Below are 24,848 nucleotides of genomic sequence, written 5' to 3'. Positions count from 1 at the left end.
GTTGCGCCGATCCAAAGGCGCTCATTTGTCCACCTCTGCAGTGGCACACACGGTACCTCCGACGCCCGCGACTTGTAACGCACGGGCAACGACGTGAGAAGCGAGGCCCTCACGCTGGACCAGCGGGAACCTGATCAGCCTGATGCGTGCGAAGCCGGCCGTTTGCAACAGTCGCCGCAAGCTCCCCGGATCGAGAAGCAGGACATGAAACTTCTTTTTTGCCTCCCGCCAGTTGCCGCCTTCTAGTCGCGCGCGCAGGCCGTTCCGATTGGGTGTAGTCAGGAAGATCATGCCCCCGGGTTTGATCTTTCGACGGATCATGTCAAGCATCGCGAACGGATCGGGAAGATGTTCGATGACTTCGATCATCGTGACGACGTCGGCGCTCCTGTCCGCGACCTCGTCCAGCGTTGCGCGCAAATCCAGGTTGTGATGGCGCCTCGCGAAATAACGCGCCGCATCCGAGCGCTCGACGCCAAGCACGTCAATGCCTTGATCGTTCAGAATTCGCACGAGCTGACCCGTGCCACATCCGAAATCGAGGACGGAATCGCCTGGACGAACGATGTGGCGCATCAGGTATCGGCCGTATCGCCGCAACACACGTTCCCCCGATGACTGATCGGTCGCGTCGTCCGCGATGCGCGACAAACGGTAGAGGCCGGCATAAATGCGGTCGAGCTCCGCAAGCGACGGCATCGGGTAGCGTTGAACGATACCGCACCGCTCGCACCGGAAGAAATCTGTCTCACCATCGAGAAAGTACGGTTTGAGTGTGTTGGAACAGTTTCGATATCCGCAGCACGAATACATAGTGTCATCCGGTCAGGCAAATTGCTGTTCGGCCTTGCCGCGCGCCCTGTACGCGAGCACGACCAGCTTGACCGCCTGCGACGCCGCCGTGGAAATGGCAACTCCCGCGCCGATCCGGCCAATTGGAAAAATCAGGCAACCCGCCGCGAGACTCGCGGCGGCAGCCAGCTCGGCAATCAGGAGACCACGGGGTTTCTCGACCGCCCGGTGATAGACATTCAACATGTAGGTCCCCATTTGAAGCACCGCCGCAACCGACAATGGGACCAGAAGGGGGACCAGCGCGGCATAGCGCATGCCGAACAGCGTGCTGAACAGCCATCCGCCGGCGACATTCACGGCGGTCAAATAGGCGACGCTCAGTGCCGTGGCGATCAATATCCAATACGTGAGAAGGGATTTGAGCGCGGATACGCCGCCATGCACCGCCGCTTCGCTTGCACGCAGCGGCAGAAAAGTCTCGAGGGCCTCGGACAATACGACGAGTGGCGCCATCAGATAGAGCGCCGCGCGATAGCCCCCGGCGCTCGCCGGCCCGACGATCACGCCGATCACATAGAGCGGCGCAGCGGCAATGGCCATCTGCACGACAACGAATGGAAAGAGCCACCGGGCAGTGCGCGCGTGAACCCGTGCGTGCTGCAAAACGAGCGCCCACGAGCAGCGCGCTCGCCGCATCTCGACGCAGATCGGGAGACAGCTCACGAGCGCGACCATACCGACTGCCGTCATCACCGCAGGCAACGCACCGCGCCACCCGATCGGCAGGAGAAAGATTGCCAGCGCGGCGCCGAATTGCCGGCAAATGTCGCTCGCAAGACCCCATCCCAGACGCTCTACCGCGAGCAGCCATCGGCGCACAAAGTCTTGAACCACCACGGCGACGCTCGACAGCGCGACCAGAATGCAGTCCACGGCGCGCATGGATTCGCCGAGGCCCGCGGCGACAATCACCGCCACCACCCCTGCCATCGAACCGATGGCGGCGGAATGTGCGATCAATGCCGCACAGAGCCCGTACCGTTCAGACTCGGCCGTGCGCGGCAAGCTGGATTGCATCGGCGATGTCACGAGCGCCCATTGACACCCGAGCGCGAAAACGACGATCGCCCACACCAGCGCGAATACACCGAATTTTGCAGGGCCGAGGCCATGCGCCATCAACAAGCCCAGAACCAGGTTACCCAGACTGACCACCGCCTGGTCGCCAAAGCGCATCACTATGCGTTGTCGCCGCACACATCCCCTCTCTTTCGTTTCAAGCAGCCGTCGCATCACCGAACGCCACCGCTATCGAGTCCATCCGACTCGAGGCAGAATCTTTCGACGATCGATTGAGGTTTTATGCTTCGCGACAGGTTCGAACATTCGCACAAGGACGTCTTCGGTCAGGTAATGCGGTTTCAAGCCCAGTTCGAAGAGCCCGCGATGCTTCGCGTTGTAGTAGTGATCCTCCAACTCCTTGCGCGGATTCTCGATCTGTTCGATGCGTACCTGCAGCCCGAGGCGCGCGCCTGCCTGCCGGACATGCGCTGCCAGTTCATTCACGGTGAATTGCTCGGTGAACTGGTTCAATATCCTCAGTTCGCCACGATCGGCCGGCGCTCCGATCGCAAGCTTGATGCATTGCAAGGTATCCTTGATGTTCAAGTAGCCGCGCGTTTGCCCACCCTTGCCGTATACCGTCAGCGGAACACCGGCAACCGCTTGCACCAGAAAGCGATTGACGACGGTTCCGAAAATGTCGTCGTAGTGAAAATTGGGCATCAGGCGCGAATCGGCAATCGACTCTTCGGTCTCGATTCCGTACACCGGGCCCTGCATCAAATCCGTCACCCGCAGGCCGTGCGTGCGAACATAGAACCATAGCAAGTCGGTATCCAGCACCTTCGTCGTGTGGTAAAGGCTCCCCGCCTGTCTCGGATAGAGGAATCGTTGACGCCGTCCGTTATGCTCGACGTCGAGCCACCCTTCTTCAATGTCGATGTCGGGCGTGCCGTACTCGCCCATCGTCCCGAGTTTGATCAGATGACAATCGGGCGCGTGTTCGAGCATTGCCCAGATCACGTTGAACGTCACGCCCAGGTTATTCTGCAGTGTCCTGCGCGCCTCGTCGAATCCCTTCATCGAGTAAGGGGCCGATGGCTGCTCCGCATAATGGACGATCACGTCAGGACCGAAATCGCGCACGACGCGCTCGAGCGTGCGGTAATCATCACAGTTCCCGATCTCCACACGAATGTGCTTGCCGTGAACGGCTTCGAAAATGGCGGCGCGATCGGGCAAATTGGGATTGTCGAAAAGCGGCTCGGACGACGTTTCCCGCGCAATATTGCGACGCAGGTAGTTGTCGATGACGCAAATCTCATGGTGACTCTTAGCGAGCGACATCGCCGTTGGCCAACCGAGGTATCCGTCGCCTCCCAGAATCAGAACGCGCATGTCCGCTTCTCCTCCTTGTCGCCGGGCCAGTAACGCATGCTCCCCTCTCGTTCGGGCCGATTCACCAGCCCGCCGTCCCTCAGCAACTGGCGGATCTGAAGCACCGAGAGCGGCGTTTCACTGGCCGACACATACGGCGCAAGCACCTGTCCGCTCACCAGATCGTCATATTCGTATCGGATCTCGTGATAGATGCCACGGAACGCCGGCAATATGCTGAAATAGCGCCGCAGGTCCAACGCGCGACGCATTTCCTCCTGACTCATCAACTCCTCGTAGAGCTTTTCCCCCGCTTTCACACCGATCTCGACAATCTCGACATCCTGCGGTTTCCTGCCATAGGCACCGGCGAGTTCTGCAATCATGGCTGCCGCCAGGTCCTTTATGCAAACGACGGGCATCTTGGTGACGAAGACTTCGCCGCCTCTCGCGAGCGTTGCAGAATCAATGACAAGACGTACGGCGTCTTCGATGCTCATGACGAAGCGGGTCATGTCACGGTGTGTGAGTGTGACCGGGCTGCCACTTGCGATCTGGTTGTGAAAAATGGGAACGACTGAGCCGTTCGAGCCGAGCACGTTGCCAAAGCGCGTCGATGCGAAGATCGGGCCCGCACCACGCTTTCGGCTGTTGGCGGCCGTAATGAGGCGCTCGCCCATCAGTTTCGAGGTACCCATCACATTGGTGGGGTTCACGGCCTTGTCCGAGCTTGTGAAGATCACGCGCTTCACGCCGTTGGCCTGAGCGGCCGATATGATGTTCTGTACGCCCAGTATATTGACCTGTACCGCCTGCTCGGGCGAGCGTTCGCAGAGAATGACATGCTTGAGCGCCGCGCAGTGAAAGACAATATCGACGCCGGCTGTCTTGCGGACCAGTTCCTCCCCGTCGCGAACGTCAGCGACGAAGAAGCGAGCGCGGCCGTCGTTCAGGTAATGCTGGTCGAGGAAGAAGATTTCGCTTTCGCTGTTGTCGATGCCGATGACTTCGCCCGGCGCATAAGCGGGATCCGTCAGCAGCTGTCTGATCAGCTCGGAGCCGACGGTGCCGCACGCGCCCGTCACCAGGATCGCCTGGCCATGAAACAGCGGGTTCATGGCAAAGCCCTCACGTCATCGAGAAAATACAAGACCGTCTCTTGCAGACCTTCGTCGAGCGTCACCTTGGGTTGCCATTCGAGAAGCAAGCGCGCCTTCGTCGTGTCGGAGAAGCTTCGTCTCACACCCGGCGCGTGCGCATCGGCGCGTGTCACCTTGAAATTGTGGACACCCACGCACTCGAGCGCCCTCGCGATACGGACGGCCAAATCGTCGATCGTGGTTTCCGCGCCGCTCGCGATCTGAAACGCCTCCCCGCCTATGCCCGGTACGATCGACGCCAGCATCACGGCATCGACGAGATCGTCGATATAGATGAAATCCCGCGTCTGCAAACCGTCGCCGTGGATCTCAACGGGCATCTGCGCAAGTGCCGCGCGAATGAATTTTGCGACGACGCTCGATTTGCGCGCAGAACCCGGGCCATACACGTTACCGAAACGGAGCATGACGGTATCGATGCCGAACGCGTGCTTGTAGGCCGACGCGTATGCCTCTCCGGCGAGCTTGCTCGCTCCGTAGGGTGACGCGGGATGTGGCGCGACTTCCTCGTGGATGGGCGGTTCGACATCCCCTGTCGACGCACCGCTCGATGCGAACACGAACCGACTGACGCCATGGTGGCGAGCGGCTTCCAGATAGTTGAACGTGCCGATCACGTTGGCGCCGAGATCCGCACGCGGATTCTGTAGCGACGGCACAACGCCCGTATTGGCGGCCAGATGGACGATGACGTCGCAGCCTCGCGCGACATCGAGCGCCAACTGCGCATCAACGATATCGCCCACGACAAGCTCGATGCAGCGCGGCGCCGAACGGATCTCGTCGCGCGCAAGCTCTTCGTACGCCGCGACGCGGGCGAGATCGGCGCGCGCACCGGTGCTGAGGTTGTCGAGCACGCGCACGGCATGGCCGCCCTCGTCAAGCAGTCTCCGGATCAGCGCGGCGCCGATGAATCCGCACCCGCCGGTAATGAGCCAGTTCATTTGCGAATGCCGCCATGTTCCATTGGGTTGGACATCTGTATCGATCGCGATTGCCAACTACCGCCGGTCGCTCTCGGCGAGAAAGCTCGCATAGGTTTTGCGGATCCCTTCTGCAAGCGGCGTCTTAGGCCGCCATCCGAGCGCGTGCAGGCGTTCGACCGACAACAGCTTGCGCGGCGTGCCGTCAGGCTGGGTCGGATCGCAGACGATGTCGCCACGAAACCCAACCGCGTCCATGACTTCTTCGGCAAGCTCGCGGATCGTCACGTCCTCCCCCATGCCGACGTTGATCAGGCCTTCTTCGATGCCGTTTTCCATCAGAAACACGCAGGCGTCGGCCATATCGTCCACGTAGAGGAACTCGCGCCTCGCCTTGCCGGTGCCCCATACGACCAGACGCGAATCGCCACTCAGCTTGGCTTCATGCGCCTTGCGCAGCAATCCTGGCAGGACGTGGCTCGTGCGCAGATCATAGTTGTCGTTGGGTCCGTACAGATTGGTCGGCATGACGGACACGTAGTGCGTGCCGTATTGACGGTTGAAAGCTTCGCAGAGTTTGACCCCCGCAATTTTCGCAACGGCATAGGGCTCGTTCGTTCTTTCGAGCGTGCCGGTGAGCAGGTACTCCTCGCGGATCGGTTGCGGACAATCGCGCGGATAAATGCACGATGAGCCGAGGAAGAGCAGCCTGTCGACCGAGGTAGCCATTGCCTCATCGATCACATTGCACTCGATCAGCAGATTCTCGCGAATGAAATCGCCCGGGTACGTGTTGTTCGCATAGATGCCGCCGACCTTCGCAGCCGCAAGAAAGACATAAGCGGGCCGTTGTTCGCGGAAAAACCTCCGAACGGCCTGCTGGTCCATCAGATCGAGCGATGCGCGATCGCGCGTAACAATATTGTCGTAGCCCCCCGCGATCAGGCGGCGCACGATTGCCGAGCCGACCATGCCCCGATGGCCCGCGACATAGATAGGGGCATGTTTATCCAAAGTTCCAGACATGTATACCCTCTTCGTTTGGTCAGTCATTCATGGCATTCGAACACGCGGTAGCCGTGTTCCCGGACGAGCGCGTCGCGCTCGGCACTGCGTAGATCTTCTCGAACCATTTCCGCGACCAGTTCGGCAAAGCTCGTGCGCGGCTTCCAGCCCAGCTTCTCGCGAGCTTTTCCCGCGTCGCCCAGCAGCGACGCCACTTCAGCGGGTCGAAAATAGCGCGGGTCCACCGCGACAACGACATTGCCGCGTTCGTCATAGCCGCGCTCCTCGACACCCTTTCCTCGCCATTTGATCGGCATGTCGAGCTCTCTCGCGACCGCGTCGACGAAGTCACGCACGCTGTATTGCACGCCGCTCGCGATCACAAAATCCTCCGGATGCGGCTGCTGCAGCATCAGCCATTGCATCTCGACGTAATCGCGCGCATGCCCCCAATCGCGTTTCGCGTCGAGGTTGCCGAGATAGAGACAGCCCTGCATACCGAGTTTGATCCGCGCAAGCGCACGCGTAATCTTGCGCGTGACAAACGTTTCGCCGCGTACAGGCGATTCATGGTTGAAAAGGATGCCGTTACACGCGTAGATGCCGTAGGCCTCGCGATAATTGACTGTGATCCAGTAGGCGTAAAGCTTCGCGACGGCATAAGGCGAACGCGGGTAAAAGGGCGTGGTTTCCTTTTGCGGTACAGCCTGAACGAGCCCATAGAGTTCGGACGTCGCGGCCTGATAAAAGCGCGCGGTCTTTTCAATTCCCACGATGCGCATCGCCTCGAGCAGGCGCAGCGTGCCGAGCGCATCGGAATTCGCCGTGTACTCGGGCGCTTCGAACGACACTGCCACATGGCTTTGCGCCGCGAGGTTGTAGATTTCGTCGGGACGCACTTGCTGAATGATCCGGATCAGGCTCGTCGCGTCTGTCAGATCCCCGTGGTGCAGAACAAAGCGACGCTCCTCTTCGTGCGGATCTTCGTAGAGGTGATCGATACGCGCCGTGTTGAAGAGCGACGCGCGACGCTTGACGCCGTGCACGAGGTACCCTTTTTGCAACAGGAACTCCGCCAGGTAAGCCCCGTCCTGTCCTGTTATTCCGGTAATAAGCGCGGCCTTCATAACGACTCCCGTTCCCTCTTTTTCACGTTCATAGCGTAGTCTGTTTGCATTCCAAATCTTTCATCTGTCTGGATGATATGGAGTTTTGTCGTCTTGGGCTGAGCATTCAACCTTCATTGGCGTACTTGATTCTCAGCGCGAGTCCGGTCATTCCGATATGCGGTATAGCGGTAGCGCCCGTACTTTCCGCCATAGGCATAGCTGTATCTGCGCGGCGCGACGCCATTGAAGAGCAGTCCGCTCACGCGCGATCCGCCCTGCGCGAGGCGCTTGACCGACTCTGTGATCTCGCCGACACGTGTCTGCGCAAACCGTGCGAGAAGGAAGACAGTACCGGCGACAGGGGCCATGATGCCGGCGTCCGAAACCGGCAGTACCGGGGCGGCGTCGATAAGAACGATGTCGTATCGGGCCGATACTGTATTCACAAGCTCGAGCCATCTGTCACTGAGCAGAAGCTCGGCCGGATTGAGGGCAGCCGTGCCCGTCGGTACGAAATCGAGGTTCGGGCGGACGCTCTCGCGCACCACATCCTGGCAGGCTACAGCGCCCGCAATGGCATCGGAGAGCCCGACTCCGTTCGATTGGCCGAAGTAACGGTCCAGATGACCAGCGCGCAGGTCGCCGTCGATCAGCAGCACGTGCTTGCCGGAGGCCGCCAGCACCGCTGCCAGGTTCGCCGATACGAAAGACTTGCCTATTCCTGGCGAGGGGCCTGTCAGCAGCACGACGTTGTTGCGCGCCTCGAGCATCGCGAACTGAAGCGCGGTACGCAAGCTACGCAGGCTTTCGATTGCCGGATCGAGCGGATAGCGCGTGGCCAGCATCAGATCCTCTTCCTTCGTCTTCACCGCCATCTTGCGCGCCAACGCTTCCTGTTGCTTGCTGTAGGGAATGGTTGCATAGACGGACAGCCCGCTATGGCTTTCGAGTGCAGTCACATCGGTGACGCCGCGCAAAAGCGCGTCGCGAATGAATGCGATTCCGACGCCTGCAAAGAGGCCCATGAGCGCCGCGAGGCCGACCACCATGAGCTTGCGTGGCTTGACCGGAATTTGCGGCACCTCGGCCCGATCGATGAGCCGCACGTTGCCAATCTTGCTCGCCTTGAGGAGCTTCAACTGTTCGATGTTATTGAGTAACGACACGTACAGATTGGTATTGACGCGCACGTCTCGCTCCAGGCGCAGCGTCGATTGCTCTGAAAGCGGCATTTGCTTGACGCGCCCCGCCAGTTCACCTGCCACTTTTGCCGCTTCGGCGATCTGCGCATCGATCGCAATGACGCCCGGATGCGATGGCATGTAGCGCATCAGCAACTCCTCACGTTTTTGCCTCAGCTGCAGCAGCCTGCTTTCCACGTCCGCCGAGCGTTGCAGGATAACCTTGCCCTCTTCGCCGAGATCGATGATTGAATGCGTGTTGCGGTACGCGTTGTAGCGATTCTCGGATTCTTCGAGCTGGTGTTTCATCTCCGGCTGCTGATCGACCAGAAAATCGAGCGATCTCTCGGCCTGTGCGGCCTTACGTTCGATATTCTGGCGCAGATACTGCCGGCTGATCTCATTGAGCGTCGCACTCAGCAATTCGGGGTCGTTGTATTGCAATGTCGCCTCGATCACACCCGATTGCTTGCCTTTCTCAGCGATGATGAGCGCCTTGCGCAATTGTGTGACTGTTTGCTGAAACGAATCCCGGGTCAGCTCGAAGACGATGCCCTCCCGTGCATCCATGCGCTCGACCCTGAGCAAGACCGGCCCGGCTCGTGTAGCAAACCGCTCGCCGACGCCGACGTGCCCGATTGCCTCTCCGTCTATGCCGTCGCCTTGCAACGCGTAGCGCCCCCCCGACAGAACACGCAACGTGTAGCGTCGGCCTTCGTCGTGCGGCGGCACGTCGAAGGCTGCAACGTTGATGGACTCGCTGCCCCACGCATAGCCGCCGACGCCGAAGAGGCCAGGACGCGACAATCCATCGCTGTAGCGGGCGATCGAGCTTCCGATGAGTGGAAAGCGTCTCGGCTGCGCCGAAATGTAGAGCCGCAATGCATCGACGCTTCTCGACAGCACGAACCTCGAGCCGAGAATCTGCATTTCGGCCTCGGCTGGAGACTTGATCTCAACGAGCTGCGACATGTCGCCGAGCATGCCTTTCGGGGTACCCGTGTCGCGGTCTTCCTCGACTTGCAACGTAATAGCGCTCTCGTAGACCGGCGGGGCGAGCCACGCATAGAACACACCGACCACAACGAAGAGCGCCGTCACGGTTGAGATGACGGCCCGATTATCGACGAGCATGTCGAGAAACGCGGCGAGGCCGATGATTTCGGGATCATGCGTCACGACGGCGGATGAGCGTTTGAGTGGTGCCATGGAGTAATTCGATCGTTCTTGTTTCAAGATGGCGCGAAGAGCGTGTGGATTCGCGCAACCCAATCCTCAACGCCCTGCTCGATCAGGTCGAGACAGCCGTCGAATTGCCGCGGCTCGCCACCGCTCGGATCGGGTACGTCAAAGCTGCCAAACTGGCCAATGCGAAAAACGCGACCGCGTGCAAATGGGTAGCAGCGCTCGATAGCATGGCGGTGCACTTCCTCCATGACGAGAATCAGATCGGCCTGCCGACAGTGAAGCGATAGGAGTTGACGGGCGCGATGCATGGCAAGATCGATGCCCCGCGAACGCATTAGATCGAGCACGTACGGGTCGGCGCCACATCCGATCGCGGCATCGAGGCCGGCCGACGTAATCTCGAGTGCGGGCAGTTGCAGATGCAACAGCCCCTCAGCCATCGGACTGCGGCAGATGTTTGCGACACATACCGTCAAGATCGAAATCGACACTTCCGTGTACCTCGTCAATGTGCCCCGCTCCCGACATGGTTGCTCGTTGCGAGAATCAGTTGCCCATCGTCGAGCGTGTCGCGCTCAACCCGAGCGCGCTCGGTAGCAGCAGATTGATCACGCGGCTCCAGCGTGCGAGACCCGTCGAGTCGACATAGACGACGTCCTTGGGCTGCAGCCTGAAGTGCTCGGCGAGCGCAAGCCCGACCGGCGATCTACTGTCGAGGCGAAAGACTTGAGGCCTTTCGGGGTTGTCGCTCGCACGCACGACATAGACACCTTCTGATTGTGCCGTGGCCGGATTGACACTCATCGCCTCGGCAAGCGCATCATTGAGGGACAGTTGCCCATCATGCATCGGCACGGGCGTCGGCTTGCCCACCTCGCCGACGACGAACACCTGGTTGTATGTCTGAGGCTGCACGCGTACGACATCGCGATCGCGCAACATGATTTGCGACGTATCCACGCCTTGTGCAGCAAGCGCCGGCAAGTTCAGGAGGTAGCGTTTGCCGGCGCGCAGCACTTCGACGCGGCTCGTGTCGCCGATGCCGGCCGGAATGCCGTTGGCTTCGCTGAGCGCCTCTGCAAGCGACATCGGCACGTCGGTGACCGGCTTGATGCCCGGCTGCCCAACCTGCCCTTCGACGAAGACCCGCTGACTGCGATAGGCGATGACGCTGATCGTCAGCTTCGGATTTCTCAGAAAGTGACCGAGTCCTTTTGTCATCACGGCCTGCAATTCGCCGACGGTGAGCCCGCCCGCCTTGACGAATCCCAGATACGGATATTGAATCCCTCCGTCGGCGCCGACGACGAAGCCTGGAACCGTTTGTGTGGTCAACCCGGGCCCGGCGGGCTGTGCCCCAGCCGTCTCGCCTATCGAATAGGTCAGATTTGGCACGACCAGTTCCGGATGCTCCCAGACGATGATCGACAACACATCGGCTGGCCCGATCCTGTACGGTTGCGGCATACCGATCATCGCCTTGTATCCGTCGTCAGGATCGAGTCGCCGTTGTTCATTCTGATCGTGAATGAGCGACGGTGTGATCGTCACGATATGCGGCACCGACAACGGATCACCTGGATCAACGGGTGCTTTTGGATCGAAGCGCATGCCTGGTGCAGCGGTGCATGCCGCGCAGAAGAGTGGCAGCAGCCACGCAAGCGGCGCAGCGCGCAGGCGCCTGTCATGCCATCCCACGCGGCGCGTCCCCCTGCTTCCAGAGGCGAGATCAGCAGACATCGTTCTCCGATCCCCGGTGTTCTGAGTGATGAACGCGCGCCAGGGCCGCGTTGCGATCGGCGCGACCCGCTTCCGTATTCGAGGGCCTTCCGACAAAAAGCCAGCGCGGCGTCCTGAAGTGTACGATCGACGCATACAGCCAGACATAGAGGGCAATGAACGCGCAGATCGACACAAACATCAGCACGCCATTGCGCCAGAATAGCGTCGCCGGCACTACGGCGAGGAGCGTCAACAGCCACAGGAAGGGCGCGGTCCCGGAGTTGGACAGCAATCGTTTGTGCGGGTCGCATCCATGCGCTCCACAGCGACGCGCACGCCGGTAGATCAGTGTGTGAAGGTGGAGGCAATCGGGTGCGCTGACCGGCCTGCCGCGCACCATCTTGCGTCGATACATCGAAAACAGCGTCTCCCAGGTCGGATATATGCTGACCAGCACCGCATACCAGGTCGAGACCGCCGGATGAACCTCGAGCAGCACAAGCAGCTCGGCAATCACAAAGCCGATGAAGTACGCCCCGCCGTCACCGAGAAACACGAGCCCGGCAGGGTAGTTCCAGACCGCGAACCCGCCGATCGCGCCGATCATGATAAGCGCGGTCCACATGACGAATGCATCGCCGACGTGATAAGCGACGCAGGCTATCGAAGCGAGGATGAAGATGCCGACGACTGACGAGAGGCCGTTGACGCCATCGATGATGTTGAGCGCATTCGTGAGCCCCGTCACTGCGACGACGGTAAACACGACGGCGAAAGGAACGACGGCCAGAGCGGTATCGACGATCGGCAGGCCGACGCGCCTTATCACCGCGCCCAGGATCAGGCAGCCAAGCAGCGCGGCGGCTATCACGCTCAGGAATCGCGCACGCGGGCTCACTCGCTTCGTGACGTCCTCGAGCAGTCCGGCCATCAGCGCCGGCGCCGCACAGGCGAAGAGCGCCGCGGGCAGCGGCGTCAGTGCGGCCGTCCCCGATAGAAAGCAGCAGGCAAGCGCTGCAGCGAAGGCGATCCCTACGCCGCCGATTCTCGGCACAGCCAGCATGTGCATCTTCTGCACGCCACGGAGGTCATAGTCGAGCATACGCATACCATTCACGCTTGCGTATCGAACGATGACGGCATTTCCGATCAGAGAAGCGGCAAACGCTACTACGAAGATGAGCAGCATCGTCGTTGTCCCGAAAAATGGGTGTCGCGTCATGCGCGACATTCGCGTGACCGATGAATCCCACGCTGGTTCTCGCGCGACATACCGTTCGATCAGTTCCCCGTCGACGGGCTACTTCCACCCGTGCCGCCCGTCGCACCGGTCGCTCCGCCGCCAGGGTTGTATGGATTGGACTCACCCGCGGACCACGCTGCAGCCGTAGCCTGGTCTGACGGCAAACGCGTTGTCGGATTGATCGCGCCTGTTGTGGCAAGCGCATCGAGATCGGCGTCCGCGCCCGCACCGCTTCCTGCCACGAACGAAATGCTCAGAAAGTTTCTTATGCCAAGTGTTATGTTGAAAATTCTATTGATCAGATCGACGATGGCCGACTCTGCTGTGTTGATCTGCACGGGATCGGATATCAATGCTAGCGCGTTCGCATTGCCAGAGAAGTTCGCGAAAAGTGCGGGCTCGCTCGTTTTCAATTGCCCGCTGACATACTGCACAAGCAGTTCCGTTAGCGGCGTGATATTGATCAGGCCGGCGCCAGGTGCGAGCGAGTGCAACGTCCGCGTCCCGTCCGTCGCCGTTACGACGCAAGGTGTCTGAACCAACGCTGTCAAACTGTAGTTACCATTGGCATCCGTGGTGGTCGAGGCGGCGCCGGTGCGGCACGTAAAGGTTACGACCGCGTTCGGAAACGGCGCGCCCAGCGCCGCGGTTCCGTTGAAGGAAGTGGGCTTAGTCGCGCCACCTCCACCGCCGCCGCCACAGGCGGAAAGCCCCAACGCAATGGGCACGAGAACGGTCATCAGTGCAAGGGGGCGAGCAAACGTTGCGAGTTTCATAGTGATCCCTCCGCGATAAGCAAATCGCTAAATTCGATCATCATTTCGTGCCTTCCATGACTGGCAGTGCGAATCGCCGCCAGGCGTCGCGCATGCGAAAAAGCTGAGACTGGAAGTAAGCCTCACTGAAGCGACCTTGATTCAGCAGGAACTGCTGCGTGCTGTAGCCAAACGAGAGGTCTTCGGCAGCCCCCGAACTTACGGTGTTTGCCGCGCTGCCGACACGCGTTCTCACCGACAACGGGACGGTCTCCGCTCCCGTCACCTCGATGACACCGGGCGACATACCCTGGCGTGGCGTCAACGGGAAGCTGATCGAGACACCTGCGAACGTGCCTCCTTCGCTGTGGCTCACCGAGAGCCCCACCGCGACATCGTCGAACCAGCGCACGATGTTCAGAAGAGGCCCGCGGTCGCCGCCGACGTAGCGGGCGACGCCCGCTTCGACCCACAGATGCCACGACGGTTGCACCCAGCGGTAGAGCAGTACCGCGTTTTCCACGTTGCGCCGGACTGCCGACGAGGATGCTCCGTGGAAGCGCTTCAGATAGGCCAAACGCAAGCGGACGACATCCGGGCGCGACGGCACGAAGAATGTCATTTCGTCCTCGATGCCGAAATAATGAAAGCCGATCTTCCCAATGCCAGCGACATTGAGTGTCTGCGCATTCGCCCACAGAATCTGATTGAGCGTCACGTCCGAAAGCCCGGTCTCAAGCGCAAACTCATCGAACACGCGACCGCTTCCGACATTGGCGCTGTTCCTGATCGGCGCTACGTAGCTCGCATAGAGTTCCGCGCCTTTCCACAGTGGAACAAAACCTTCGATATTGGCTGCGAGCGAATAATCAAACTTCCCGTACTCCGTTCCGATCAGGTAGCTCGTTTTCGGAGCGATTTCGATGCGTGCGAGCGAACGTGGACCAGGTTCGATCGACGCCCAGGATACATCCGCGTCACTGAAAGTCGGACGCGTCGACATCAATAGCGTGTCGCCAGCGTCGCGGTCGTCGTGTCCGCCTACGATGAAGGCAGCAAAGCTCTGACGGTCCACCGACACCTGTCCCACGGCCATACCGGCCTTTTTGATCACGGCCACGACTCTTATCACATCGCATGGCGCGACCCTCGCAGCCACGCCGAATACGATGCCGAGTGCGTCCGCTTCGTTCTGGTTGTAGCGATGGTTCTCGTACTCGACGATCAGGTAGCGGCGGTATCGGCCCACCTTGACACGTTCGAGACCAAGGCGGATCAACAAGTCACGAATGGTCAACAAACGATCGGCGCCCTGATCGACTGTGGTGGCCGAACATCGTTCGGGCACGATGCCGTCTCTCGCCACGGATGGCGCGTGACGCTCGCCGGCCACATCAATTGCCGCGCGTGGCTCGATTCGCGGCGCAGCACTTGAGCCCGGCCGGTCTAGGAAACGCGGCTCCGGCGTCAAAGCCGCTGCCTCGGGAGATCCCCCGCTTCGATCCGGCGTAACCAGCGCCAGCGGATCGTCGTAGCGCCGGCCAAGGGGAATTTGCAGGCCTAGCGAAACAGCCGTCCTGCCAACCGGGAGCGCACTCTGCCTCGCGCTCAATGAGTGTTGCACCGTGCCGATGAGCCGCGCGTCCCCGAGCCAAGCAATGGCGGGAGAGCGATACCGCACGCCGGCATAGGCAACGCTTGAGTCGTGTTCGGCCAGCACGGACAATCCGCTGCGCCCAAGCATAAGTTCGGCGCCGCCGAATACACCATTCAGACGCTGCCCGCCCCATCCCGCGCCGAACGTGACGCGAACCGGGCCGAACGAATCCGTGACAACAACATACTTCGACCGGAAAAACTTCGTCTGACCGCCGAAATCGGTGGCGCCGATTGCGATGTCGGGCTGGCCCTCGAAGACATGCGGCACTCCCAGCTTTACGTTGCCGAGCAGGTGCCGGATAACGAAGCTCTCCTGCCCTGGTATTACACTCGGTTGGGGCTTCGCGTAGTTGACGAGTCCGCCGGAGATTTCCACGTAAGGAAGAAAACCGAATGCCCCGAAGTAGCTTTGCGCACTCGAAGCCTGCGTTGCGAAGCGAGGATCCTTGTAGTCGTTGAACTGGAACTCGGCTTCGCCCGTCGGTAGCGTCGTTCCGTAGGGTATGACGAGTCCGCCCGTTTGCCCGAGAAACGACATCGCCGGCTCTGACGACAATGCGAACTTCGCATGCGTCGCCGCAAGCGCGAGCAACATCCGCGCGAGGCGCCTTGCATGCCTCGAACGCGTGGCCTTACGCATCGGCGGTCGCATTCGCGTCGCGTGGCATGCTGTTTGCGCAGCGCGGCATGCCGCGCTGCCGGCCCGGCGCGTGCAAGGGCAATGCGGCGGGACTCCCGGAGCAATATCGTAAGCGCATTTCATGTGCGGCCGTACAAATCGTCGAAACGCACGATGTCATCTTCGCCGAGATACGAACCAGACTGCACCTCGATGACTTCGAGAGGCAGTTTGCCGGGGTTCTCGAGGCGATGCCGCGCACCGAGCGGGATGTCCGTCGATTGGCCCTCGCTGAGCAGAAACTGTTCGTCGCCGCGCACGACACGCGCCGTTCCGCGCACGACCACCCAACGCTCGGACCTGTGATGATGAAGCTGCAGCGACAATTGCTCGCCGGGCTTGACGACCAGGCGCTTTACCAAAAAATGTTCGCCCCGGTCGATCAAGTCGTAATAGCCCCACGGACACCGCACCTTGCGATGCGTGTCCGCTTCGGGCGCACGTCGTGCCTTAAGACTGTCGACGAGTCCCTTGACGTGCTGCACGTGCGAGCGATCCACCACCAGCACGGCGTCGTCAGTGTCGATGACGACCAGGCCCGTCACGCCGACACAGGCGACAAGGCGTCCTTCAGAAAGCGCGAAGGTCGATCTTGCCGCCTCGAACACTACGCGGCCACGCGCCACGTTGCCGCTCGGATCCTTGTCGAACGCCTCCCATACGGCGTTCCAGGACCCTACGTCCGACCAGCCGCCTTCGAGCGGCACCATCACGCCAGGCGGCAATGCCGGGTCCGCGCCCAGATGCTCCATCACGGCGTAGTCGATGGAATCCGATGGTGAGCGCTCGAACCATTCCGCGGATGCGCGGGTCGCCAGACCCGCGGCGCTCGCGTGCGTTATGGCCGACACGCATGCCTCGTGCATCTCGGACTCCAACGTCTTCACCGCATCGAGCCAGACCGTCGCGCGTACGACGACAATGCCGCTGTTCCACCAGTAAGCACTGGAGGCGACGTACTGTGCCGCCAGATCCGGAGCCGGCTTCTCCACGAAGCGTACGATGCCGCTCGTCCCGTCCTCGCGCAGCGAGCCCGTCAAAATATAGCCGTAGGCTGTGTCAGGGCGGGTCGGCCGAACGCCGAGAGCGACGATCGCTCCGTTGCGCGCAGCACCGACGGCCACGGCCAGTGCATGGTGGAGCGCCGCGATGTCCTCGATCACGTGGTCCGCAGGCATGGCGACGAGGACGGCATCGTCCGTTCTTGCATCCACGAATGCCGCAGCAAGCGTCAGCGCCGGCGCAGTATTGCGCCGGACGGGCTCGAGAATCAACTCGGCCTCGATATTCTTCGCCTGCAACTGCTCCACCGTGACGAAGCGTTGTTCCTCGCTGCAAACGACGAGCGGTTTGCACAGGTGCGCCGCCTCGGCGCAAAAACCGTCCATCCGTCGGGCTGTCGCTTGGAGCAACGAATCGCCCCCGAACAGGTCGATCAGTTGTTTCGGGTAGAGCTCCCGCGACATCGGCCACAGGCGCGTTCCTGCACCGCCGGCAAGGATGATGGGAACGACGGCCGTCGTCCCGTCGGCTGCCGCCCGGTCCCAGTCCGATCCTTCGTCTTCCCTTGTCCGCGAGAAAACGCAATCTTCGCTCATGCCTTCCTCCCGATGACGATGCCCGTTGCGCCGCGCCGACGGTCTGTTCGACGTCGCGTCGCGCCCAGCTTTCCGTCCAGACCGTTCAACCCCGTGGAACCCGCCAGGGCAACCACCCATGGCCACGTCGAGGCAGCGTGGCCGCCGATCGCTACGCTGCGAGAGAGTCGCCGCCACGTTCAGTCCGCTGGCGGAAAACAGATGCACCTGCGTCCTCGGGCATCTCATCCGGTACGCTGCGTGTGGTCCTTCGATAATCCGCCGGCGACATCGAGAAGTGTTTCTGAAAGAGCTTGCGCAGATGATCACCGTTGAACAGGCCGCAGCGCCGCGCAATCTTGTCGAGCGGCAGATCGGCGTCGACGAGCAGGCGCCGTGCGAGATTGAGGCGAACGCTCGTCAGATACTCGCTGGGCGTCAGGCCGATCTCGCGCTTGAACCGGCGCAGGAAGTTGCGCTCGCTCATCGACGCATGCCGGGCCAGAGCGGCCACAGAAATCGAGTGGTCGCTGTTCTCGTGGATCCATCGCACCGACCAGGCAATGCGCTCGCTCAATATGCGTTTTTCATTGCTGCTTCGCTCGGCTGTATCGACGAAAATCACCCGTAGATACGAGTTGATCCTTCTCTCCAGTTCCAACGCGACCCCTGTGCCAAAGTCGCTGCGCATCATGCTGAGCACGGCATCCACGGCCAGTTCGTACTGGACGGTACCCCGGCCCTCGCCCGTCGCACGCGCAGAGGTTGCCGCGCGCCACACGGCACTATCGTCCGCAAGAACTTTGTAACCGGCGGCTGGATTGTCGGCGCGCCCACTCATCGAGAGAATCGCCTCCGCACCCGGTGCAAGACCCATTACGAGCGCGTGCTTTGGCAGTTGGCGCAGCCACGACAACAAGTCTGCATCGTGTGAGGCGGCACCGGCTCCTGTTCCTCCGGCAACAAATACCGCTTCAAACAGCCGTGCGTCGTGGACACTGGTCGCTCTTGCAAACAGCTGTACGAACGGACCGCATGGGACGAGGGCCTGCCGGCTCGATAGCACCACCACACTGTATTCGGGCCTTTTCGCATCGCCACGGGCCAGTTCATTGCCAATCCGGAGTATCTCCGCGATCGAGCTGACCTCTGTCAGCGAAAAATTCTCGAAGACGACGATCGCGACCTTGCGCTCCCGCTGTGGCAATTCGTTTTTCGAAAATTCCTGGGTTCGCGCCGCATTTTCATAATCCGCCTTCCCCCATTCCATTTTGGCTCTCCAGAATTTGCGATTCCTCTTTTCTTAAACTGGTATGGAACGAATTTTGTCCTTATCGATGGGCATCATATGCATTGGATCGCCACACCATAAGAGATGTCCGATCCATATGGCAAGTTGGCGGAAGGGTTGCCGATCGTTTTTTTGCGCCGACGATCCGAGCATACATGCCAGCACCTGAATCCATGCGTTCCGGCTTGCCGCCTGATCACATAAACTGAACAGTACGACCATTTATATAAAATTTAATAATTCTCGGCGCGGCCGCATGAGGAATGACAAGGTGTTTAATTTCTGAATTTGACGATGTTAATTAATAGCTAACATTGCGAAACTCAATTGCCTGGATCTTGCACGTTTATTAAATGACATAAACTCCATGAAGATGGCGTTGCCGGTATTCGTGATTATATTAATCCTCACATATGGTAAAGGTTTTTAGTTATCGATCGTGGCTACAAACGCATCAACAGGCTGGTCGAGATCGGTCCGCGATCGATAATTAAAAAACCTTTGCCTTCTGCCGTACGTGAAATTTTGGCAAGTTCACAGGCCATCAATTCGCCGTCAAGCGCGAGTGAAGTTCTCGGCTACTGGAGTGAACTTCCTCTGTAATTTCGCCTTCCATCAGGTCGTGCATAAACTCGACCCAAAGGAAGGAAAGAAGAGATGTTCACCCTGGCCTGATTCCCTCAGCTACGGGATTCGCGAAGCAGGGGCAAGGTCAGTTCGCACCCGCGACAGCCCGTGGTTGGGATTCCCTCCATAACCTTTCCACCACTGGTCGAACGATCTCATAAACGGAGATAGCTTATTTGCAATCGATGGCCCTCTCGATTTCTTTGATCCGACTAATCCACGACACGGAACCACTTGTCGAGAGGCGAGCTTCGACATTGACCAAATGTGTCAATTCGCGACGTGCCAAACACGGTTTGAAGCAACGCATCTATTCAAACAACTGCTCTTGCAAATATTTACTAAACTGCAATGACAGGCCAGTGAAATAAAGTGCGATTAATGCAACCCCGCCAATCACAATTCAAAACAAAATAGTTTTACTGATGAAGCCATGCTGATTCACATATCTCGTAAAATTCTGAGCAACATCATGAATGACAAACCAAAATAACGCAGCAATCAAACCGCCATGAAGGAAGAGACAGATCAACATTCACGTCGGCATATCTTTGAATTCTCTTTTTTACCGAATCCTCAACGATTGAACAATAGAGTGAATCAGTTTCATTTGACACGCCGCTTATTGGTGCAGTCGGATTATAAAATGGCGCCCCAAACGAAATCCACTGCAGTAACTACCAGCTTCCAGCGATTTCTGCGACATCCTCTTCCATACCTCGCACGTCGACCGCATCCGGCGCAGGTGGAACGAGAAGGTTGCCCCCGTTCAACGAACTGCCGACCACTCTGCCAATCCGACGATGGCAGCCATTCGCAGCCGCCGAAGCGCACGAGGATGTCCTCCTCGTAGGCATCGATCAACTCATGCTCAAATCGGAATTCCCGCGACGCCGTCCGGTCGGACATACGCAACGGACGCTCCAAGGCACGTCCCTCGCCGTCTGTCGTGATAATGTTGATCACCAAGAGCCTGAACGGCTTCCGCTGCACATGCGGGATGGCGGCGCCGTTCGTGATCGCGCCATACCACTCTGCAGTCACCCTGAGCCGCTCATTCTCGAACGCCCGGATGATCGTGTATTCACGATCTGGTCTGCGCGTCTTCCACACGATGCCTGAAATCGGCACGCGGTCGCGCCCCATGTATCCCGCCGCCATCGTCAGATCCTCGTAGCGAACCGGATCCTGTCCGGCAAGACGCCGGCGAAGATCAGTGCTGGCGCATCGCCAGCACGACGATATCCGCAGCGACCAGGACGCGCGCGTAATCCATCGCGAGATTGCTGAGCGACAGCGCATGAACGTCCTCGGCGGACCAGAGCCGCCCCGACAAGTCGCGCTGGTCGAACGTGAAACACGCGTCGCCCGCGACGATTGCTTCGAACCCGAGATTCCCCGCCGAGCGCGCGGTCGACTCGACCGAATTGTTCGTGATCACGCCCGCGATCACGACCTGCGCGATTGCCCGCTCATGCAGCCAGCGCGTAAGCCCGGTCGCCGCGAACGCATCGGGGACGTTCTTCTCGATTACGTGCTCGTGCGCGAGCGGTGCGAACGCGTCCTGAAATTCCGCGCCGGTTTGTCCCGGCCAGAACACCGAATCCGGCGACCGGGAAATATGTCGGACGTGCACGATCGGACGCCCGGCACTCCGCCAGCAATCGAGCAGTTTCCCGGCGCGCGTCTCAGCGTCCGGATTGTTGCGGCGGCCGAGCTTCGGATCGTAGATGCCTTTCTGCAGATCGATGAGCAGCAGCGCGGCGTGCGCGGAAAGCGATGTGGATGCATCCATGTGGAAAGCGAATCGATCGCGAAAGCGAAAGCGAAGACGAAGACGAAACGGCGATTGTAACGACCGTGGCGCGGATCGGGATCGACGAAAAAGTCGCGAACCTTCGTCGCCTCCTTCCGAGCTGTGGCGCGTCGTCGACACCAGCCGCTTTGCCACCGCTCGGAACTGGTTCGCCGCTCTCCCGCCAGCCGGCGCTTCGCAACTCCGGCGCTTGATTTTTCGGCTTCCCGTTTTTTTGGCTTCCAGGCCTCCCGATCTCTCGGCTTCCCGACTTCCCCGTCTTTCGGCATTTTCTTGATTTCTCCGCTCGGTTCCTCGGCTTCGCAGCCCCCCCGTTTCCCGCAATAACCGTCTCGATCGCTCATACGACGATCGCCGCGTGCGGACACTGATCCCGCGCGCCCCCCGCTATGGCCGCCATCCGATCGAACGACGACACCAATCGCGGCCCGCCTCCGCCGCCATCGCTCGAAGGAAAGGGCTTCCCCGAACTTGCGCCCCGCCCGCGCCGCACCGCACAATCGCAGCACCTTCGCCACCCGTTACCGCCATGACTCATGCATCGCTCGCCACCGGCGTGCTGCTGGCCGCGGGCCTCGGTACCCGCTTCGACCCCGACGGCGTGCACAGCAAGCTGCTCGCGAAGCTGCCCGACGGCACGCCCATCGCCGTCGCGGCCGCCCAGCGGCTCGCCGCCGTGCTCCCCGACGTGATCGCGGTCGTGCGCCCCGGCGCGGAAAAGCTCGCGCACCTGCTCAACGACGTCGGCTGCCAGGTCGTGTTCGCGCCCGACGCCGAGCGCGGGATGGGCGCGAGCCTCGCGGCCGGCGTGCGGGCGAGCGCCGACAGCCCCGGCTGGATCGTCGCGCTCGCGGACATGCCGTGGATCGCGCCGTCGACGATCGAGGCCGTCGCACGCGCGCTCGACGTCGAGCTCGCGTCCACCGTCGCCCCCGTCTATCGCGGGCAGCGCGGCCATCCGGTCGGTTTCTCGAGCCGCCATTACGACGCGCTCGCCGCGCTCGACGGCGACACGGGCGCCCGCGCGCTGCTGGCGGCCGCCCCGCCCGCGCTCGTCGACGTCGACGATTCCGCCGTGCTGCGCGACGTCGACACGCGCGCCGACCTGCTCGCCCCGCCGCCGCGCGGCTGACGCCGCGTCATCCGGCAAACGCGCGTCCGATTGCCTATAACGGAAGACGAGACCCGGCGTGTGCCGCGCCGGTCCCTGCGTTTACCGAGATTTGCCGACTCCCATGACCGATCACACGACACCGTTGCCGGAACCGCCCGCCGACCCCACTCGCGACCCCGAAGAAGACGCGCTCGCGCCGCCGTCGCCCGGCCACCACCATCACGAGAATCCGCAGAAGCCGGAAGAGCCGCCGAGCAAGGACCCGGTGTGACGCGCCGGCGGCAAGCCGGCGCAGCCGGCACGCCGCGAACGCGCGCACGGATGCCGCCGAGGCCCGCGAGCCAGAAATCGGTTTGCTTGCGGGCTCGCGATCCGGAGATCGACCGCGCCTGACGGTTTCGCACGCCTTGCCGTCACGCTTTTCCGTCGTGCCCTCGCGCGTTTCGTCTCATTCCGTCGATCCGCCCGCCGCCCGCACGCGCCCCCTCATGCCGCGTGCGTCGATCCCGATGCGCCGACATCGGCCGCGACAAGCATTGCCGATCGCCGCGCCGTCGATCGAACGGCGACGACATTGTCCATTCGGCCGACGAATCGCCGCCGTCCGCGCAACCGGCTGAAGATCCGCTCCCATCCGCCCGTCCGCATACGCCACGCCCGCATGCCGGGCGACATCCGTCAAACCGCCCTCAGGGCTTCCCCGCGTTCCGCCCGCACCTAGGGAATACCCGCCTGCGCCCGCGGTCCTCCGCGCCGATAAACAGGCATTCGTCCCCCATGCCTCAGCCCCTCCACGACTAAAGACCATGCGCTCTCTTTCCCTGAACCATAAGCTCACGTCGATGATCGTCATCCTTTGGGTCGGTCTGCTGTTGATCGGTGCGACCGGCGCATGGCAGAACCGCACGTCGATGGTCTCGGACCGGCGCGAGCAGCTCGCGAACCTGACCGCGCAGGCATACAGCGTGAGCGAGCATTTCTACAAGCTGTCGCAGCAGAACGCGATGCCCGAAGCCGACGCGAAGCGCGCCGCGCTCGAAGCGATCGCCGCGATGCGCTACGGCAAGGACGGCTATCTGTCGATCAACGACTCGAAGCCCGTCGTCGTGATGCATCCGATCAAGCCGGAGCTGAACGGCAAGGACGTGTCGGGCTTCACCGATCCGGGCGGCAAGCATCTGTTCGTCGAGATCGTGACAGCGGGCAACGCGGAGGGCGGCCTCGGCTTCGTCGAATACATGTGGCCGAAGCCGGGCGCCGACAAGCCGATCGACAAGACGAGCGCCGTCCGCCATTTCGCGCCGTGGGACTGGTACATCGTGACCGGCATGTACATGGACGACCTGCAGGCCGCCGTACTCGCGAGCACCGGCCGCTGGCTCGCGATGACGGCCGTGCTCGGCATCGCCGCGACGATGCTGATGGTGTTCGTGCTGCGCAGCGTGCGCGGCAGCCTCGGCGGCAATCTCGAGGCTGCCGTCGAAACCGCGCAGCGGATCGCGCAAGGCGACCTGACCGCGCACGTCGACATCCGCCGCGGCGACCGCGCGAGCCTCTTGCACGCGCTGCACACGATGCAGGCGGCGCTCATCGACATGGTGTCGCGCGTGCGGCTCGGCACCGAGAACATCAACGTCGGCGCGTCGGAGATCGCGGCCGGCAACACCGACCTGTCGCAGCGCACCGAGCAGCAGGCGGCCGCCCTCGTGCAGACGGCGTCGAACATGGACGAGATGACGTCGAACGTGAAGCACAACGCGGACAGCGCGTCGCAGGCGGCCGAACTCGCCGACCAGGCCGCACAGGTCGCGACGCGCGGCAGCGCGGTCGTCGACGACGTCGTGCGGACGATGGCCGAGATCACCGACGCGTCGCGCAAGATCGGCGACATCATCGGCGTGATCGACGGCATCGCATTCCAGACCAACATCCTCGCGCTCAATGCGGCGGTCGAGGCGGCGCGCGCGGGCGAACAGGGACGCGGCTTCGCGGTCGTCGCGGGCGAGGTGCGCACGCTCGCGCAGCGCTCGGCGACGGCGGCGAAGGAGATCAAGTCGTTGATCGAGACGTCGAACACGACGGTCGAGCACGGCGCGTCGCTCGTCACGCGCGCGGGCACGACGATGACGGAGATTGTGCAATCGGTGAAGCGCGTCAACGAGATTCTCGAGGAAATCAGCCACGCGTCGCGCGAACAGAGCGCGGGCATCGATCAGGTGAATCGCGCGGTCGGCGAGATGGACCAGGTCACGCAACAGAACGCGGCGCTCGTCGAGCAGGCCGCGGCCGCCGCGCATTCGCTGAAGGATCAGGCGGACGCGCTGCGCTCGGCGGTCGCGCAGTTCGCGCTGCCGGCCTGATCCGGATGTGATACGGGCGACGAGGGGCGGCGGCCGCCCGGGACGCTCCCGGGCGTCGCCCGGCCGCTTCGCGCCCGCTCCGTCGCCGTCCGCTTCTTGCCGTCGTTCGCGCGTGCTTATCGGCGTATCGCCGATTCCCTCCCGCGATCCGCGCGTCGGCGCGCTCGCGCTGACCGTTTTTCGCTAACCGTTTTCCGCTGATCGT

At 61.4% G+C, this 24,848-nt stretch carries 20 protein-coding genes; 3 read left to right on the top strand and 17 right to left on the bottom strand.

Annotation, left to right across the window (positions count from 1 at the left end):
• Window positions 1–21 precede the first annotated feature (21 nt).
• The 17 genes from WS69_RS23250 to WS69_RS23170 all read right to left on the bottom strand — a co-directional run bounded on the left by WS69_RS23250 (window position 22) and on the right by WS69_RS23170 (window position 21,148).
• On the bottom strand, window positions 22–699 hold the full coding sequence (locus WS69_RS23250) for a class I SAM-dependent methyltransferase (protein WP_059473025.1): 678 nt from the start codon (window positions 697–699) through the stop codon (window positions 22–24).
• Between the two features lie 126 nt (window positions 700–825).
• Window positions 826–2,031, bottom strand: a complete 1,206-nt coding sequence (locus WS69_RS23245) for a lipopolysaccharide biosynthesis protein (protein WP_156438347.1) — start codon at window positions 2,029–2,031, stop codon at window positions 826–828.
• 72 nt (window positions 2,032–2,103) lie between these two features.
• Window positions 2,104–3,255 carry an NAD-dependent epimerase/dehydratase family protein gene (locus WS69_RS23240; protein ID WP_059473023.1) on the bottom strand — a complete coding sequence of 384 codons (1,152 nt, stop codon included), beginning with the start codon at window positions 3,253–3,255 and terminating at the stop codon, window positions 2,104–2,106.
• Window positions 3,243–4,352, bottom strand: a complete 1,110-nt coding sequence (locus WS69_RS23235; RefSeq protein ID WP_059473022.1) for a polysaccharide biosynthesis protein — start codon at window positions 4,350–4,352, stop codon at window positions 3,243–3,245. The genes WS69_RS23240 and WS69_RS23235 overlap by 13 nt, the downstream gene beginning before the upstream one ends.
• Window positions 4,349–5,338 carry an NAD-dependent epimerase/dehydratase family protein gene (locus WS69_RS23230; protein WP_059473021.1) on the bottom strand — a complete coding sequence of 330 codons (990 nt, stop codon included), beginning with the start codon at window positions 5,336–5,338 and terminating at the stop codon, window positions 4,349–4,351. Before WS69_RS23230 ends, WS69_RS23235 begins: the two co-directional genes overlap by 4 nt.
• A gap of 57 nt (window positions 5,339–5,395) precedes the next feature.
• The gene (locus tag WS69_RS23225) at window positions 5,396–6,343 is read right to left on the bottom strand and encodes a GDP-L-fucose synthase family protein (RefSeq protein WP_082716414.1); all 948 of its coding nucleotides are present in this window, start codon (window positions 6,341–6,343) and stop codon (window positions 5,396–5,398) included.
• Between the two features lie 23 nt (window positions 6,344–6,366).
• A complete protein-coding gene (gmd, locus tag WS69_RS23220) occupies window positions 6,367–7,449 on the bottom strand; it encodes a GDP-mannose 4,6-dehydratase (RefSeq protein ID WP_059473019.1) in 1,083 nt (360 codons plus the stop codon).
• 113 nt (window positions 7,450–7,562) lie between these two features.
• Window positions 7,563–9,821 (bottom strand): polysaccharide biosynthesis tyrosine autokinase, encoded by a 2,259-nt coding sequence (locus WS69_RS23215; RefSeq protein ID WP_059473018.1) that lies wholly within the window; start codon window positions 9,819–9,821, stop codon window positions 7,563–7,565.
• Between the two features lie 23 nt (window positions 9,822–9,844).
• Window positions 9,845–10,291 (bottom strand): low molecular weight protein-tyrosine-phosphatase, encoded by a 447-nt coding sequence (locus WS69_RS23210; RefSeq protein WP_108034127.1) that lies wholly within the window; start codon window positions 10,289–10,291, stop codon window positions 9,845–9,847.
• Window positions 10,292–10,346: 55 nt separating this feature from the next.
• Window positions 10,347–11,540, bottom strand: a complete 1,194-nt coding sequence (locus WS69_RS23205) for a polysaccharide biosynthesis/export family protein (protein WP_159082964.1) — start codon at window positions 11,538–11,540, stop codon at window positions 10,347–10,349.
• Window positions 11,530–12,711 (bottom strand): MraY family glycosyltransferase, encoded by a 1,182-nt coding sequence (locus WS69_RS23200; protein ID WP_059473077.1) that lies wholly within the window; start codon window positions 12,709–12,711, stop codon window positions 11,530–11,532. The genes WS69_RS23205 and WS69_RS23200 overlap by 11 nt, the downstream gene beginning before the upstream one ends.
• Window positions 12,712–12,803: 92 nt before the next feature.
• On the bottom strand, window positions 12,804–13,541 hold the full coding sequence (locus tag WS69_RS23195) for a carboxypeptidase-like regulatory domain-containing protein (RefSeq protein WP_059473015.1): 738 nt from the start codon (window positions 13,539–13,541) through the stop codon (window positions 12,804–12,806).
• Window positions 13,542–13,581: 40 nt separating this feature from the next.
• Window positions 13,582–15,774: a YjbH domain-containing protein gene (locus WS69_RS23190; RefSeq protein ID WP_059473014.1), complete on the bottom strand. Its 2,193-nt coding sequence runs from the start codon at window positions 15,772–15,774 to the stop codon at window positions 13,582–13,584.
• 164 nt (window positions 15,775–15,938) lie between these two features.
• Window positions 15,939–17,456: a mannose-1-phosphate guanylyltransferase/mannose-6-phosphate isomerase gene (locus WS69_RS23185; protein WP_059473013.1), complete on the bottom strand. Its 1,518-nt coding sequence runs from the start codon at window positions 17,454–17,456 to the stop codon at window positions 15,939–15,941.
• Between the two features lie 151 nt (window positions 17,457–17,607).
• Window positions 17,608–18,705: a GlxA family transcriptional regulator gene (locus WS69_RS23180; protein ID WP_059473012.1), complete on the bottom strand. Its 1,098-nt coding sequence runs from the start codon at window positions 18,703–18,705 to the stop codon at window positions 17,608–17,610.
• A 1,287-nt stretch (window positions 18,706–19,992) separates the two neighbouring features.
• Complete coding sequence (locus WS69_RS23175; protein WP_059473011.1) at window positions 19,993–20,514, bottom strand: hypothetical protein; 522 nt, start codon at window positions 20,512–20,514, stop codon at window positions 19,993–19,995.
• Between the two features lie 52 nt (window positions 20,515–20,566).
• Window positions 20,567–21,148: a cysteine hydrolase family protein gene (locus WS69_RS23170; protein WP_059473010.1), complete on the bottom strand. Its 582-nt coding sequence runs from the start codon at window positions 21,146–21,148 to the stop codon at window positions 20,567–20,569.
• 550 nt (window positions 21,149–21,698) lie between these two features.
• Here WS69_RS23170 and WS69_RS23165 point away from each other — a divergent pair.
• The 3 genes from WS69_RS23165 to WS69_RS23160 all read left to right on the top strand — a co-directional run bounded on the left by WS69_RS23165 (window position 21,699) and on the right by WS69_RS23160 (window position 24,643).
• Window positions 21,699–22,301, top strand: coding sequence for a nucleotidyltransferase family protein (locus WS69_RS23165; RefSeq protein WP_059473009.1), 603 nt, complete (start codon window positions 21,699–21,701; stop codon window positions 22,299–22,301).
• Window positions 22,302–22,404: 103 nt separating this feature from the next.
• Window positions 22,405–22,554, top strand: coding sequence for a hypothetical protein (locus WS69_RS34280; RefSeq protein WP_010109053.1), 150 nt, complete (start codon window positions 22,405–22,407; stop codon window positions 22,552–22,554).
• Window positions 22,555–23,089: 535 nt separating this feature from the next.
• A complete protein-coding gene (locus WS69_RS23160) occupies window positions 23,090–24,643 on the top strand; it encodes a methyl-accepting chemotaxis protein (RefSeq protein ID WP_059473008.1) in 1,554 nt (517 codons plus the stop codon).
• Window positions 24,644–24,848 lie beyond the last annotated feature (205 nt).

The sequence above is a fragment of the Burkholderia sp. BDU5 genome (assembly GCF_001522845.1).
Lineage (GTDB): Bacteria > Pseudomonadota > Gammaproteobacteria > Burkholderiales > Burkholderiaceae > Burkholderia > Burkholderia mayonis.
Note: the sequence above shows the minus strand (reverse complement) of the source record. Positions and strands in the feature narration are given on the sequence as shown.